The sequence below is a fragment of the Amycolatopsis sp. NPDC004747 genome, assembly GCF_053601335.1.
In genome coordinates this window covers 77,305-92,138 of record NZ_JBSGBQ010000018.1, presented here as the reverse complement: position 1 = coordinate 92,138, position 14,834 = coordinate 77,305, and the positions used below count along the sequence as shown (strand labels likewise).

15 protein-coding genes are annotated in these 14,834 nt (G+C 72.3%); 8 read left to right on the top strand and 7 right to left on the bottom strand.

Going from position 1 to position 14,834, the window contains the following annotated elements:
* Positions 1-5: 5 nt before the first annotated feature.
* The 3 genes from ACWEGE_RS27850 to ACWEGE_RS27840 form a co-directional block, all read right to left on the bottom strand.
* Entirely contained in the window at positions 6-356 is a 351-nt protein-coding gene (locus tag ACWEGE_RS27850) for a YciI family protein (protein ID WP_449663396.1), read from the bottom strand.
* 74 nt (positions 357-430) lie between these two features.
* Entirely contained in the window at positions 431-1,255 is an 825-nt protein-coding gene (locus ACWEGE_RS27845; protein WP_449663395.1) for an NAD(P)H-binding protein, read from the bottom strand.
* A gap of 49 nt (positions 1,256-1,304) precedes the next feature.
* Positions 1,305-1,676, bottom strand: a complete 372-nt coding sequence (locus ACWEGE_RS27840) for a YciI family protein (protein ID WP_449663394.1) — start codon at positions 1,674-1,676, stop codon at positions 1,305-1,307.
* A gap of 162 nt (positions 1,677-1,838) precedes the next feature.
* On the opposite strand from ACWEGE_RS27840, the gene ACWEGE_RS27835 reads away from it, so the two are divergent.
* Both ACWEGE_RS27835 and ACWEGE_RS27830 read left to right on the top strand, forming a co-directional pair.
* The gene (locus ACWEGE_RS27835) at positions 1,839-2,921 is read left to right on the top strand and encodes a WD40/YVTN/BNR-like repeat-containing protein (RefSeq protein ID WP_449663393.1); all 1,083 of its coding nucleotides are present in this window, start codon (positions 1,839-1,841) and stop codon (positions 2,919-2,921) included.
* 3 nt (positions 2,922-2,924) lie between these two features.
* Positions 2,925-3,209 carry a ubiquitin-like small modifier protein 1 gene (locus tag ACWEGE_RS27830; protein ID WP_449663392.1) on the top strand — a complete coding sequence of 95 codons (285 nt, stop codon included), beginning with the start codon at positions 2,925-2,927 and terminating at the stop codon, positions 3,207-3,209.
* Here ACWEGE_RS27830 and ACWEGE_RS27825 read toward each other — a convergent pair.
* Positions 3,184-4,572, bottom strand: coding sequence for an MFS transporter (locus ACWEGE_RS27825; protein WP_449663391.1), 1,389 nt, complete (start codon positions 4,570-4,572; stop codon positions 3,184-3,186). The genes ACWEGE_RS27830 and ACWEGE_RS27825 overlap by 26 nt on opposite strands.
* A gap of 24 nt (positions 4,573-4,596) precedes the next feature.
* Between ACWEGE_RS27825 and ACWEGE_RS27820 the strand changes: the two genes are divergently transcribed.
* The gene (locus ACWEGE_RS27820; RefSeq protein ID WP_449663390.1) at positions 4,597-5,028 is read left to right on the top strand and encodes a MerR family transcriptional regulator; all 432 of its coding nucleotides are present in this window, start codon (positions 4,597-4,599) and stop codon (positions 5,026-5,028) included.
* A gap of 52 nt (positions 5,029-5,080) precedes the next feature.
* Positions 5,081-6,709 (top strand): DUF2079 domain-containing protein, encoded by a 1,629-nt coding sequence (locus tag ACWEGE_RS27815; protein WP_449663389.1) that lies wholly within the window; start codon positions 5,081-5,083, stop codon positions 6,707-6,709.
* 4 nt (positions 6,710-6,713) lie between these two features.
* Here ACWEGE_RS27815 and ACWEGE_RS27810 read toward each other — a convergent pair whose 3' ends face one another.
* On the bottom strand, positions 6,714-7,787 hold the full coding sequence (locus tag ACWEGE_RS27810) for a serine hydrolase domain-containing protein (protein WP_449663388.1): 1,074 nt from the start codon (positions 7,785-7,787) through the stop codon (positions 6,714-6,716).
* A gap of 152 nt (positions 7,788-7,939) precedes the next feature.
* Between ACWEGE_RS27810 and ACWEGE_RS27805 the strand changes: the two genes are divergently transcribed.
* From ACWEGE_RS27805 to ACWEGE_RS27795, 3 genes are all read left to right on the top strand, one after another.
* A complete protein-coding gene (locus tag ACWEGE_RS27805) occupies positions 7,940-10,165 on the top strand; it encodes a molybdopterin-containing oxidoreductase family protein (RefSeq protein WP_449663387.1) in 2,226 nt (741 codons plus the stop codon).
* Positions 10,166-10,255: 90 nt separating this feature from the next.
* On the top strand, positions 10,256-10,771 hold the full coding sequence (locus ACWEGE_RS27800) for an ImmA/IrrE family metallo-endopeptidase (RefSeq protein WP_449663386.1): 516 nt from the start codon (positions 10,256-10,258) through the stop codon (positions 10,769-10,771).
* Positions 10,768-11,850 (top strand): MAB_1171c family putative transporter, encoded by a 1,083-nt coding sequence (locus ACWEGE_RS27795; RefSeq protein ID WP_449663385.1) that lies wholly within the window; start codon positions 10,768-10,770, stop codon positions 11,848-11,850. The genes ACWEGE_RS27800 and ACWEGE_RS27795 overlap by 4 nt, the downstream gene beginning before the upstream one ends.
* A 32-nt stretch (positions 11,851-11,882) precedes the next feature.
* On the opposite strand, the gene ACWEGE_RS27790 is transcribed toward ACWEGE_RS27795, so the two are convergent.
* Positions 11,883-12,041, bottom strand: a complete 159-nt coding sequence (locus ACWEGE_RS27790) for a hypothetical protein (protein WP_449663384.1) — start codon at positions 12,039-12,041, stop codon at positions 11,883-11,885.
* 284 nt (positions 12,042-12,325) lie between these two features.
* On the opposite strand from ACWEGE_RS27790, the gene ACWEGE_RS27785 reads away from it, so the two are divergent.
* Positions 12,326-14,530: an ATP-binding protein gene (locus ACWEGE_RS27785; protein WP_449663383.1), complete on the top strand. Its 2,205-nt coding sequence runs from the start codon at positions 12,326-12,328 to the stop codon at positions 14,528-14,530.
* Positions 14,531-14,545: 15 nt separating this feature from the next.
* On the opposite strand, the gene ACWEGE_RS27780 is transcribed toward ACWEGE_RS27785, so the two are convergent.
* Positions 14,546-14,812: a hypothetical protein gene (locus ACWEGE_RS27780; RefSeq protein WP_208630194.1), complete on the bottom strand. Its 267-nt coding sequence runs from the start codon at positions 14,810-14,812 to the stop codon at positions 14,546-14,548.
* Positions 14,813-14,834 lie beyond the last annotated feature (22 nt).

Below are 14,834 nucleotides of genomic sequence, written 5' to 3'. Positions count from 1 at the left end.
CGCCGTCAGCCCTGGTAGCCGGCGAGCGGCCGCACCACGATCGAGCCGCCGTCGCGGGAGCCCGGGCAGCGCGCCGCCCAGTCGAGCGCGACGTCGAGATCCGGCACGTCGACGACGAAGTAGCCGCCGAGCACCTCCCGGGACTCGGCGAACGGGCCGTCGGTGACGATCCGCTCGCCGCGCTCGTCGACCCGGACCGCGGCGGCCGTGGTGAAGTCGGCGACCGAGTCGCCACCGACGTAGACCCCGGCTTCCTTGAGGGACTTGTCGAACAGCATCCAGTCCTCGGGCGTGCTGCAGCCGGTGGGCGCGCCGTCGGCGTCGAGAGCGGCGTTGATCAGCATCAGGTACTTCACGGTTCCTCCAGTGGCTCGGTTGCCGTACGCCACCACTACGAACGGCGGCCGGCCCGTTGGACAGGCCGGCCGGCTCAGCGGAAGGCGTCCGCGTGGGCCACGGCCCACTCGCCGAACGTCCGGGCCGGCCTCCGGGTCAGCTCCGGCACCGTCGGGTGCACCGTCGCCTCGTCCAAGGTGCCGTCGACGTAGAAGTTCCAGAACGCGTCGACGTACTCGCGCGGCATCGCCGCCTCGAGCTCCGCCCGCGTCTCGTCGTTCGACAGCCCGACGGGCTCCAGGTCCCGCCCCAGCACCGAACCCAGCACCGAAACCTGCTCGGCCGGCCGCATCGCCACCGGCCCGGTGAGCTCGTGGACCTGCTCTTCGTGCCCGCCGGCCAGTGCCAGTGCCGCCACCGCCGCGATGTCGGCCGGGTCGATGCACGCCACCGGGACGTCCGGGAACTGCACGCGGACCGTGTCGCCGGCGTGCAGCTGCGGCAGCCAGCGCAGGGCGTTCGACATGAACGCGCGCGGCCGCAGGAACGTCCAGTCCAGGCCCGATTCCCGCACCGCGCGCTCGGACAGCGTCATGTAGCGGGAGACCGCGTTGTCCAGGTCTTCCAGCGCCGCCGATCCGCCGGACAGCAGCACGATCCGCCGCACGCCCGCCACCCGGGCCCGGGCCAGCATGCCGGGCATGTCCTCGTAGCCGGACAGCAGGAAGACGCCTTCGACGCCCTTCAGCGCGTCCGTCAGCTCGCTCGGCGCGTTGAGGTCACCCACCGCGGCCTCGACCCCGTCCGGCAGGGTGACGTCCGGCCGGCGCACCAGCGCCCGCACCGGTGCGCCCGCCGCGGCGAGTGCCGAAACCACTTCACGGCCGACGTTGCCGGTGGCGCCGGTGACCAGGAACATCCGCCCCCCAGAGTCGTTCGTCCCGCCACCCTAGCGCCACCGGCGCTCGTCAGTCCTGCGTCGGCAGGTCCTCGAACTCCACGACCTGGCGGACCTCCACCTCGATGTCCTGGTCGAACAGCTCGACGTACCGCTTGGCGAACTCGACGGCCTCCGCCCGGTCCGCCGCGTTGATCAGCGCGAACCCGCCGATGACCTCCTTGGCTTCGGCGAAGGGCCCGTCGGTCACCCGGATCGCGGCGCCGCGCGGCTTGCGGACCAGCGAGCCCTTCTCCGTCGGGTGGACGCCCTCCGCCGTGATGAGGATGCCCTTCTCGGCGGCCTCCTGGATGAACCCGCCCATCTGCTCGATGAACTCCTGGCTGGGGTTCCACGACTTCGGGTCGTGCTCGTCGACCCGGTGCATCATGAGAAACCGCATGGTGTGCTCCCTGTGTTCGTCGGCCGGGGTCCGGTGCGTTCCCGGACGCGCTGACCGGCCTTCACCCCCGCGTCGAACGCACCGGTCCGGCGTTCGACATTTCCCCGGGGCGATTTTTCCGGCAGAGTACCTGTGACCTGCATCACCACGGAGAGGTGACCGATGTCCGTCCTGCTCGCGATCGGAACGCGCAAAGGCCTGTGGCTGGCGACCAGCACGGACGACCGGGCCACCTGGGAGGTCACCGGCCCGCACCACCCGATGACCGAGGTGTACGCGGTCGGCATCGACACGCGCCGCGAACCGCCGAGGCTGCTGGCCGGGGTCACCAGCGAGCACTACGGGCCGAGCGTGGCCACCAGCGACGACCTGGGCGCGACCTGGGCCGAACCCGACCACGCGCCGATCGCGTTCCCGGCGGACACCGGCGAGTCGCTGGCCAGGGCGTGGCAGCTCGTGCCGGGCCCGGCGAGCGAACCGGACGTCGTCTACGCCGGCACCGAACCCTCCGCCCTGTTCCGCTCCACCGACGGCGGCCGCACCTACGAGCTGGTCCGCGGCCTGTGGGACCACCCGCACCGCGAGCACTGGACGCCCGGGGGCGGCGGCAAGGCCGTCCACACCGTCCTGCCGCACCCCACCGACCCCGCCCGCGTCACCGTGGCGATGTCCACCGGCGGCGTCTACCGCACCGAGGACGGCGGCGCGTCCTGGGCGGCGAGCAACACCGGCATCAAGGCGGTCCACGTGCCCGACCCGTACCCCGAGTACGGCCAGTGCGTGCACAAGGTCGCCCGGCACCCGGCCGAGCCGGACCGCCTGTTCGCGCAGGTCCACCACGGCGTCTACCGCAGCGACGACGCCGGCGCGTCCTGGCGGTCCATCGCCGAGGGCCTGCCCAGCGACTTCGGCTTCCCGATGGTCGTCCACCCGGGCCGGCCCGAGGTGATCTACACGTTCCCGCTGGTCGCCGACGCGATGCGGTTCCCGCCGGACGGCCGGTGCCGGGTGTACCGCAGCGAGGACGCCGGCAAGTCGTGGGAGGCACTCGGACCGGGGTTGCCGGACGGCTACTGGGCCGGCGTCCTGCGGGACGCGATGTGCACCGACGACGCCGACCCGGCCGGGGTGTACTTCGGTTCGCGGACCGGTGACGTCTACGCCAGCCGCGACGACGGCGACAGCTGGCAGCTGGTCGCGGCCCACCTGCCCGACGTGCTGAGCGTCCGCGCCGCGAGGGTGTGAACCGTGCGGATCACCGTGCTGCTGCCCGGGACGCTGCGGGAGAAGGCCGGCGGCGAGTCCCGGCTGGCCGTCGAGGTCGCCGAGCCGGCCACGCTGGGCGGCCTGCTCGACGCGCTCGCCGAGCGGTACCCGGCACTGGAGCGGCGGCTGCGCGACGAACAGGCCGGGCTGCGCCGGTACGTCAACTTCTACGTCGACGGCGAGGAGTGCCGCCACCGCGGCGGCACCGCGACCGCGCTGCGCCCGGACGCCGAGGTCCAGATCATCCCGTCGGTCGCGGGAGGCTGAGCTCGTCGAACAGCGCCGCCGCCCGGTCGGCCGTCACGGCCGCCCGGCGTCCGGTGCCGAGCAGCGCGAGGACGACCAGGGCGGCCCCGAGCCCGGCGACCAGCCACCACACGCCGTGTCCCGCGCCCGACAGCGCGACGCCCAGTGTCGTGCCGGTCTGCCGTCCGGCCGACGCCAGCGACGCCGCCACCCCGGCCATCGACCCCGGCATCCCGGAGACGGCGGTGTTGGTGATCGGCGGGTTCACCGTGCCGAGGAACACGCCGAACAGCAGGAAGGTCGCGAGCACGAGGGGCAGCGGCGTCGCCGGGGCGAGCCACGCCGAGACGGCGCCGCCCGCGGCGAGCGCGACACCGGAGACGACCAGCGGCCGGCGCGGCCCGCGCGTGCCGACGAACCGCCCGGTCCGCGGCGACAGGACCAGGACGAGCACGCCGACCGGCAGCACGCACAGCCCCGCCGTCAGCGGGGTCAGGCCGCGGACGTCCTGGAGGTACTGCGTCGTCACGAAGAGGAAGACACCGAACCCGCAGAGCGCGACCAGCGCCATGACGATCGCCCCGCTGAACGACAGGCTGCGGAACAGGCGCAGTTCGAGCAGCGGATCGGTGCGGCGCGGCTCGTAGGCGAGCAGGCCCAGCACACCCAGCCCGGCCAGGGCGAGCAGGCCGAGGATCCACGGCGAGGTCCAGCCCAGCCGGTGCGACTCGATGAGGGCGGCGACGACGCTGCCGAGCACCAGCAGCACGAGGAGCTGCCCCACCGGGTCGAAGCGGCGGGCCCGCGGCGCGCGCGACTCGGGCACGAACACCGTCGTCGCGACCAGCGCGGCGGCGATGATCGGCACGTTCACCCAGAACACGGCCCGCCAGCCGAAGCCGTCGACGAGCGCGCCGCCGAGGATCGGCCCGAGCGCCAGCGCCAGGCCGGACATCGAGCCGAACACGCCGATGGCGCGGGCGCGCTCGGCGGGCGCCGGGAAGGTGGTGGCGACGATGGCCATCGCGACCGGGTTGAGCATGGTGCCGCCGGCGGCCTGGAGCGCCCGGGCGGCGATCAGCCAGCCGATGCCGGGGGCGAGGCTGCACAGCAGCGACCCGATGCCGAAGACGGCGAGCCCGCACCGGAAGACGCGTTTGCGGCCGAACCGGTCGGCGGCGGACCCGGCGAGCACGAGGAAGGCGGCCAGCACCAGCGTGTAGGCGTCGACGGTCCACTGCAGGCCGGAGACGGAAGCGCCCAGGTCACGGCGGATCGAGGGCAGCGCGACGGTGACGATGGAGATGTCCATCACCACGACGACGATGCTGGCGCAGCAGATCGCGAGCACGAGGCCGGGACGGCTTGTGGTCGGAACGTTCATGTCTTCGACGCTAGGATTTAGAGCGTGCTCGAAGTCAACCCGATCCCCGCGGAGGGGCTGACCATCGCGGACGCGGCCCGCCGCACCGGGGTCAGCGCGCACACGCTGCGCTACTACGAACGAGCGGGCCTGGTGGTGACCGACGTCGACCGCACCAGCGGCGGCCGGCGCCGCTACCGGAAGCTGGACCTCGACTGGATCAAGATCTGCACCAAGCTGCGCGCCACGGGCATGCCGATCAAGATGATCCGCCGCTACGCGGACCTCGTCGCGGCCGGCCACGGCAACGAGGCGGAACGCCTGGCGCTGCTGGAGGAACACCGCGCGGACGTGCTGACGAGGCTGGCGGAGCTGCAGGAGAACCTGAAGCTGATCGACCGCAAGATCGGCGTGTACCGAGGCCGCCTGGAGGCGGGCGACGCGGACGGGCTCTGGGCGCCGGGCCGGCCACGCTGAGCTGCGCCGCCGCTACCATTCGGCGGCGCCCACCGTTCCCGGCAGGAGACCCATGACGCAGCCAGCGCTCGCCGACGCCCTCGGACCGGACGTCACTACGCCGATCCCGGAAGCCACCGCGCGGGCGACCGGGCGGCTGCCGGCCCTCGCGTGGTGGCTCTTCGCCGCGCTGCCCGCCGGGCTCGCGCTGCTGGCCGCCGTGCGTGCGCCGCGGATGCCCGTGCTGCTCGACTACTGGCACGTCTTCGCCAAGATCACCGACGACTCCGGGAACCTGCTGCTCGGCCAGGTCTTCACCTACCACCTCGACCAGCCGTTCGTCGTGCCGTCGCTGCTCTTCTACGCCGACGCGGCGTGGTTCGGCGGCGACAACCGGGTCCTGACCGTCCTGACGGTCGCCCTGCTCGCGGTCGCCGTGCTCGCGCTGCGCACGATGCTGCCCGAACACCCCGCCCGCGGCGCGCTGACGGCCGCCGTCTCGTGGCTGCTGTTCTCCTCCCACGCCACCGAACTCTGGGTGCAGGGCACCAACGGCATCAGCTGGGTTCCCGCGGTGACGGCGTGCGCGATCGCCGTCGCGTGCGCTCACCGCGGCCGCCTGGCCGGTGCGTGCGCGGCCGCCGTCGCCGGGTGCCTGTGCTTCGGTGCCGCGCTGCCGATCTGGTTCGTGATCGCCTTCGTCGCCTGGCTGCGCGGGGAATCCCGGCTCCGGGTCGCCGTCCCGGCGGTGGCCGGCCTGGTCGTCCTCGGCGCGTGGTGGCTCACCAAGCCCGCCGGGACGCAGTCGGGCGCGACGGCCGCCTTCGACCCCGACGGACGCCTCTCCGTCGCCGCCGCGGCTGTCGGCGGGCTGTGGTCGGTCGACGTCGCCGGCGTCGCGGTCATCGCCGGCGGGCTCACGATCGCCCTGCTCGGCCTGCTGCTGCACCGGACGGTCACCGCCCGGCCGCCGTCGGAGGCAGGCTGGGCCGGCCTCGCGCTCTACGCCTTCGCGCTGGCGGCGATGCTGGCGCTGGGCCGCACGACGGCGAACGTGCCCGGCGGCAACGTCGGGCTCATCAGCCGGTACGTCCTGGTCGCCGCGCTGGCGACGATCGCGCTGACCGTGCCGGCCGTCCTGCACCGTCCACAGTGGCCACACCGCTACGTCGTCGCGGGCCTGGTCACCCTGGCGCTGCTGACGCACGCGATCGGCGGCGGCAAGGCCGACCTCGTGCGCCGCAGTTACGCGCCACTCACCCTCTCCGCCGTCGCGCTGCGCGTCGACGCCCCGGCGGCGCTGGAGGCGCTGCACATCCAGCGCGCCGCCGGCCCCGCGGCCCGCGCGCTGGGGGCCTACCCGTTCAGCAGCGCGTTCACCCTGGGCTGCCACGGTCCCGAACTCGGCGGTCACGTCGACCTGGGCACCGCCCGGCCGGTGCGCGGAGCGCTCGATGCCCCGGCCACCGACCCCGGCGCGATCATCACCGGCTGGGTGGCCCTCGACGGCCCGCAGCCGGACTGCGTCCTCGTCACCGACCAGGCCGGGACGGTGACCGGCGGCGGCAGCGCGGGCCTGCCGCTCACCGCCGGCCAGGCCGCGGCACCGGGCGCGACGGCCTGGCAGGCGACGGCGGGCGCCACGAACGGCCCCCTCGCCGTGCTCGCCGTCCGGGACGGCCTGCTCTACCGGATCGGCTGACGCCTCAGCCCAGGCCGCCGTAGGCCGCGGCCACCATGGTCATGCCGCGGCCGTCGCCCGTGATGGCGTCGAGCATCTGGTTCATCACGTAGGCGACGGTGAGGCCGGCGTCGAAGTCGTTGAACACCAGGGAACCGCCCATGCCGCCCCAGAAGCAGTTGCGGCGGCTGATGCCGTAGCCCATGCCGTACCGCATCTGGACGCCCAGCCCGTGGTCGAGACCGTGGTACTGCTCCTCCAGGGCCCGCTCGCACCCGGCCCGCGACAGCAGCCCGGCACCGCCGGAGGTGAGGACCGACTGGACAGTCGCGACCGACCGGGCGTTGCCGTAGCCGGCCCCCGAGGGGATCTCCGCGCGCCGCCACGCCGCGGTGTTCGTGTCCTCGGGCACCAACGGGGGATTGGGGGCGGCGTCGAAGAGTTCGGTGGGCGGCGGCACGGTCAGCCCGCCGGGCGGGGCGAGCGACGGCGCGACCCGGTCGTGGAGGTCGTCGGGCAGTCCGATGTGGAAGTCGGCGCCCAGCGGGCCGGCGACTTCCGCGGCGAAGAACGCCCCGATCGTCCTCCCGGTGATCCGGCGGACGACCTCGCCGAGCAGGAACCCTTGCGTCACCGCGTGATAGCAGCCGATTTCCCCGGGCGTCCAGCGCGGTTCCTGCGCGGCGAGCAGCGCGGTGACCTTGGGCGAATCGACCAGATCGGCCAGCGTGATCGGCGTGTCCCAGACGGGAAGTCCCGCGGTGTGCGAAAGCACGTGCCGCACCCGCACGTCCGCGGCACCGAACTCCGGCCAGTACCGGACGAGCGGCGCGTCGAGGTCGAGCTCGCCCCGATCCGCGAGGATCAAGGCGCACAAGGCGATCATCGTCTTGGTCGTCGACCAGACATTGGTGATCGTGTTCTCTTCCCAGGCCACGGTCCGACCGGCGTCGGCGTACCCGCCCCACAGGTCGGCCACGAGCTCGCCGCGGTGCACGACCGCGACCGAAGCACCGACGTCGTCCTTGGCCAAGGACTCCGCGAGGGCGTCGCGCACCTCGCCGAACCGCTCATCGCATGTTCCGTGCACCTGCACCATGGGAGCCGACTCAACTCCGTCTCCCCTCGCCACGCCATCGAATTAAATCGCGTGAATTCCCCACGAAATGCCCTTTATCAACTTGTAGCGCGCCGCCCAGGTACGCCGGTGCCACGATGAATGCTCCGGACGGAGGTATCGGAGGTGTCCCGATGGCGACCGAAGTGGCGACGTTCTGCCCGCTGTGCGTGTCCCGCTGCGGGGCCACCGCCACCGTCGAGGACGGGCGCCTGCTCGCCCTGCGCCCGCTGCCCGGCCACCCGACCGGGCAGGCCCTGTGCGTCAAGGGCAAGGCCGCGCCGGAGATCGTCACGCACCCCGAGCGGCTGCTGCACCCCCTGCGGCGGACCGCGCCGAAGGGCGCGGCCGACCCGGGCTGGGAACGGCTGAGCTGGGACGAGGCGCTGGCCACGGTCGCGTCGCGGCTGCGGGCGATCGCCGCGGAATCGGGACCGGAAGCCGTCGTCTTCGGCAGCGCTTCGCCGTCGACGTCGGCCATGTCCGACTCCGTCGACTGGCTGACCCGGCTCCGGCGCGCCTTCGGCAGCCCGAACCTCGTCAGCTACATGGAGCTGTGCGGCTGGGGACGGCACCTGGCCACCACCTACACCTGGGGCGAGCCGGTGCCCGGCGGCTACCTGCCCGACCTCGAGCACGCCGGCTGCATCCTCTACTGGGGGTACAACCCGTCGGTGTCCCGGCTCGCGCACGCCACCGCGACCACGGCGGCGCTGCGGCGGGGCGCGAAGCTCGTCGTGGTCGACCCGCGCCGGGCCGGTCTGGCGAGCAAGGCCGGCCACTGGCTGCGCGTCCGGCCCGGCACGGACGCCGCACTGGCACTGGCAATCACCGGTCAGATGATCGAAAACGGCTGGTACGACCGCGATTTCGTGGACCGGTGGACCAATGCGTCGTGGTCGGTCCGCACCGACACCGGCGCGCTGCTGGCGCCCGGGACGCCCCCGCCGGACGGCGTGGCGACCCGCCGGGTCTGGGACCTCATCGCCGAGCAGTGCGCCCGGTTCACCCCCGACGTCGCCGAGCGGATCACCGGCGTGCCCGCCGACCGGATCACCGCCGTGGCCCGGCTGCTGTGGGAAGCGCGCCCGGTCGCGTTCTACACCTGGAGCGGCCTCGAACAGCACAGCAACGCGACGCAGACCGTGCGCGCCATCGGCCAGCTGTACGCGCTCACCGGCTGCCTCGACGTGCCGGGCGGGAACGTCCTGTTCACGCCCGTGCCGTCGAACCCGGTCGACGGCGCGGCGCTGCTGTCCCCCGCCCAGCGGGCCAAGGCCATCGGTGTCCGCGACCGGCCGCTCGGCCCGGCGCGGTTCGAGTTCGTCACCGGCGAGGACTTCTACCGGGCGGCCCTCGACGGCGTCCCGTACCGGGCCCGGGCGCTGGTCAACTTCGGCGCCAACCTGGTGCTGGCCCACGGCGACAGCGCCCGCGGCCGGGACGCGCTCGGCGCGCTGGACTTCTTCGTGCACACGGACCTGTTCATGACCCCGACCGCGGAACAGGCCGACCTCGTGCTGCCGGCGACGAGCGCCTGGGAAGCCGAGGCGTTGCGGATCGGCTTCGAGATCGGCCAGGACGCGCAGGCCACCGTCCAGCTGCGGCGGCCGCTGGTCGCCCCGCGCGGGGAAGCCCGGCCGGACCTGCGGATCATCTTCGACCTCGCGCTCGCGCTGGGGCTGGGCGAGCACTTCTTCGACGGCGACGTCGAGGCGGCCTGGCGCCACCAGCTCGCCCCCAGTGGCCTCGGCCTCGAGCAGCTGCGGGCCACACCCGAGGGCGTCCGCCTGCCGCTGCGGACGGTCCACCGGAAGTACGAACAGCGCGGCTTCCGGACGCCGTCCGGCGTCGTCGAGCTGTACTCCGAGACGCTGCTGCGGGAGGGGTACCCGCCGCTGCCCGCCTACGACGAGCCGTCGCTCAGCCCGCTTTCCCGGCCGGACCTGGCCGCCCGGTACCCGCTGATCCTCACCTGCGCCAAGTCGCTGTTCTTCTGCGAAACCCAGCACCGCGCCATCACCAGCCTGCGCAAGTCCGCCCCCGACCCGCAGGTCGAGCTGCACCCCGACACGGCGGCGGCGCGCGGCATCACGGCCGGCGACTGGGTGCGGCTGGAGACGCCCCGCGGCAGCGTCCGCGCCCGGGCGAAGTTCAACGTCAACCTGCACCGGGACGTCGTGTGCGGCCAGCACGGCTGGTGGCAGCCCGCGGCCGGGCTGGGCGAGCCGGGCTACCCGGTCGTCGGCGACGGCAGCGCCAACCTCAACCTCGTGCTGGGCCAGGGACCGAGCGACCCGGTGAGCGGCAGTTCCCCGCTGCGGGCCTCACTCTGCGAGATCGCGCTGGAGAACGGCTAGCGGGTCCCCAGGGCGGGCGATGATCGACTGGGACGGCGTCGTCTACGGTAGGGCGGTCCGGGTGCTCCGACGGCGATGGCAAGGCGGCTGGTGAAGGAACGCGAGTTGCGGCGCCGCTGCAGGCGGCTGCTGAACGAACTGGGCATCCGGCCGCCCCTCGACGTCGTCGAGCTCTGCCGCACCGTCGGGCAGCAGCGCGGCCGCCCGATCCGGCTGCTCCCGCACCGGATCCCGGTGCCGGGACCGTTCGGCGCATGGATCGCCACCGCCCAGGCCGACTACATCGTCTACCAGCAGGACACGAGCAAGCCCCACCAGCGCCACATCATCCTGCACGAGCTGGGCCACCTGCTGGCCGGCCACGGCGCCACCGCGGAGAACCCCGAGCTGGTCGGCCGGCTGGGGCCGGGCCTGGAGCCGGAGGCGGTCCGGCGGGCCCTGCTGCGCACCTCCTACGACACCGACCACGAGCGGGAGGCCGAAACGGTGGCGACGATCATCCTGGAGTGGGCGTCGGTGCTCGACCGGGTCGCCCCGCCGTCGTCGGACCGCGGTGCCGCGCGGCGGATCGACGCCGCGCTGGACGAACGGCTGGGCTGGCTGTGAACAGCAAGATCACGCTGATCGTGGTCCAGGGCGTCATCCTGTTCCCCGCGCTGCTGTGGAAGATCTACCAGCTGACCCGCGCCCCGGGCGACGTCGCCCGCTGGATGGTCACCGCCTGCCTGGCCTGTTTCGCGGCCGCCTACCCGCTGGGCCTGCTGGCGGGCGACGTCAACCAGCCGGATCCCGGGCGGATCGTGCCGCTGCTGTTCCAGCACGTCTTCCTCTGCGGGCTGGTCTATTCCCTGGCGTGCTTCTTCCTGTTCTCGGCCATGCCGGGCTTTCGCGCCCGGCGGCGGGCCCGGCTGGAAGCGATCCCGCTCGGCGCGGCGATCCTGGTGATGGCGACGGTCACGGTGCTCATGCCGGACGTCCCGCCCGCGCAGTACCCCCGTGCCGGAGTCTCGGTGTTCTACCTCGCGGCGGACCTGTACCTCACCTACGGCATCGCGAGCGCCTGCTTTTTCGCGCGCCGCTACGCGCGCGGAGCGGCGCCCCGGCTGGCCCGCGGGCTTTCGGTGGCCTCGGTGGGCTTCGCGTTCGGCGCGGTGGGCGGCGCGACGCTGATCGCGGTGGTGCTGGTCCACTGGGCGGGCGCGGCGATCCCCTGGCTGCTGGTGCAGGCCACGGTGTTCATGGTGTTCCCGAGCGCGATCCTGCTGGTGATCGGCCTGTCGTACCCGGGCGTCGCCACCCGCCTGGCGGCGGCACGGGTGTGGTGGCAGCACCTGCGGACGTACCACCGCCTCCGTCCGTTGTGGACAAAGCTGCACGAGGCGTTCCCGGAGGACGCGCTGAGCCGCACCCCACCGGGCCGCTGGGACGCGCTGAGCGTGCTGGGCGTCCACCGCCGTTACTACCGCCGGGTGATCGAATGCCGCGACGGGCTGGTCCGCATCAGCCCGTACGTCGCCCGCGCGGAAGGCCCGTTGCCGGACCGGCTGACGGAGGCACTGCGCGCCCACGCCCGCCGCGAACCGGCCCCGGAGGAGCCGATGCCGATAGCGATCCCGGAGGGCGCAGGCCTGGACGACGACGCCCGCGAGCTGGTCGCCCTGTCGAAGTCCCTCGCGGGCGCCTGAACTCGGATAGGCAAAGGCTCCGGGCCTGACGTCTACGCGGGCGGAGAGCCGCCATTGCACCGGCCGGAGCTGTGGTGGAAAACCCGCCCGAAGTACGCGACGCAGTCCTCGGCGTACTGGCGCGTTTCGCACATGTGGGTGTGCCACACCCGGTCGACGAGGTAAGACGGCACCTCGAACCGGTCAGGCATCCCTTCGGCCTTGTGCCGCCTGAGAAACTCGCGGTACTGCCGAATCCCGGACCGGAGGTCGTCCGGCGAGAGGGGTGTACCTCCGTAGATTCGGTGGTTTACCTTGAGGGCTTCCTCGACGCTGTGCAGATCGAAATCCGGCAGTGGAGTGGCGAGACCCTCGTTCGGAGCAGCATACGCTGTTTGCATTGGTGTTCCTTAATCCATTCGGAGCAGCTTTGAATATTTGCCACGCCAATTGGCTACGGTGAACTCTTCTCCGGCGATCGCGGGATGGTGGCGAGATGCACAACCAGGGTAATACGCTGGACGGTGAACCTCAACGGGTGCAAAACACGATCACGGCGCACTCGGTCGGCACGGCGGCGCAGGTCGGTATCGTCGCCGGTGATCTGCACATCCACCCCGGCCCACCGGCTCCACCGATCCCGCGCCAGCTGCCCGCGAAACCGCGCCAGTTCGTCGGAAGGGCAGGCGAACTGGAACGCCTGGACGCCACCATGGGCGACGAACCGGATTCCGGTGCGACAGTGGTCATTTCGGCGATCGGCGGAACCGGCGGGATCGGCAAAACCTGGCTCGCCCTGCATTGGGCTCACCGGCATTTGGATTCGTTTCCGGATGGACAGTTGTACGTGAACCTGCGGGGATTCGACCCCAGCGGCGAGGCGATGTCGACAATGGGAGCGCTGCGCGGATTTCTCGACGCGCTCGGCGTCGACTCGGCCGCGATCCCCCGCGACCTCGATTCCCGGAGCGCCCTCTACCGCAGCTTGCTGGTCGGCAAGAGAATGCTGATCTTGCTGGACAACGCCGTCGACACCACTCAGGTCCGGCCGTTGCTGCCGGGCGGCGCCCCGTGCACGGTGCTGGTCACCAGCCGCAACCACCTACCCGGGCTCGTCACCGCACACGACGCGCGCCACCTCCACCTCGATGTGCTGACGACCGACGAGGCACACGCTCTGCTCGTCACCCGGCTCGGCCGCGACCGGGTCGCCGCGGACCCCGCAGCCGCCGGCGAGATGACCGCCTTCTGCGGCGGGCTCCCGCTGGCCTTGAGCATCGTCGCCGGCCGCGCCCAGGTCCTCGCGCACGTTCCTCTGTCGTCGCTGGCCGCCGAACTCCGCGAGCTGCGCCTCGACGCATTGGACGAGAACGATCCGGCGGCCAGCCTCCCCATGGCTTTGTCCTGGTCATACCGCGCGCTGACCAGCGACCTGGCCGAGGTGTTCGGGCTGCTGGGCATCGCCCCCGGCCCGGATATCGGCCTCCCGGCCGTCGCCGGCCTGACGGGGCTCGCCCCCGGCAAAGCAAAGGCGTTGCTACGAAAGCTGGAGCAGGCCTCACTGCTCGGCCAAGACGCCGGCGGCCGGTATCGAATGCACGACCTCGTCCGGCTTTATGCAGCCGAACGGGCGGCCGATGCCGTGCGTGGGCGGGACGCGGCACTGCGGCGCGTGACCGACTTCTACCTCCACACCGCCTATTCCGGCGACCGGGTCTTGGATCCACACCGGCCACCGATAACCCTCGCTCCCGCTGTGCCCGGCTGCCGGCCCCGACAACTGTCCGACGTCGCCGCAGCCCTGCAGTGGTTCAAGAGGGAACACCCCTGCCTGGTGGCCACCCAACAGCTGGCGATCCACCACGGCTGGCATGCAGCGGTGTGGCAGCTGGCCTGGGCAGCGGACACCTTCCAGCACCGGCAAGCCCACGTCGACGACCGGGTCGCCATGTGGCAGGCGAGCCTGGAAGCGGCCGGACACCTCGGTGTGCCTGCCGTCGAAGCTCTGGTCCACCGTGCCGTCGGCGACTCACGCGCTGTCCGGAACACGGACGACGAGGCGTTGGCTCACCTGCACCACGCTCTCGCCCTCGCCGGTGAAATCCACGACATCCCCGGCCAGGCCCACTGCCAGCTGGCTCTCGCCTGGGCCTGGGAGATGCGCCGTGATTTCCCGCGCGCACTGCAACACGCCGTCGACGCCGCGCGATTGTTCCGGGCTTTCGACGCACCGGTGTGGGAAGCTCGCGCACTCGCCGAGATGGGCCTGTGCCGCAGCGAAATCGGCGAACGAGAGCAGGCGCGAGCGGATTGCGAAACCGCGCTGGCCCTGCACCGGAACCACGAAGACCTCGCAGGCGAGGCCTACACGGTCGAGATCCTCGGTCACATCGCCCACCTGGACGGAGCCGACTCGCAGGCGGTGCAGCACTTCCTGCGCGCCGGTGCCCTGCATCGCGAACTCGGCAACACCTTCGTGCGGGTCAACGTACTCCACGGCCTCGGCCGCTCATACGCCGCTCTGGGGGACATCGGCAAGGCCAAGACAGCGTGGCAGGAAGCGCTCGAAATCAGTCAAGCCCAACAGCGCATCCAATGGATCGACACCATCCGGCGCCACCTCGACGGACTGACCGGACCCAGCTCTCGGGTGATCCCGGCTCACCCGAAGGCGCCTGATACCGGCCCCGGCGAACAGTGACGCCGGGACCGTTGATCAGCGGTCCAGCCAGGGAGCGAGCAGCTTCTCCAGATCAGCGTCCGAAAGCGCCCGCGGCCCACCGTGGAACTCGTGCCACCGCGAAGCATCCCGCGCCGCGTTGTACTCGACCTCGTACGCCCGCATCAGCACGTACATGAACGTCACCGAACTGAACCGCTCACCCAACAGGGTCCGCGCCTGGCGGGCCACGTCAGTGGCGCCGCACACGTCCGACAGCTTCAACGATTCCGCAGCCGGGTCCAGCAGGCTGGGCGCATACATCACGACGATTTCTCCATAACCG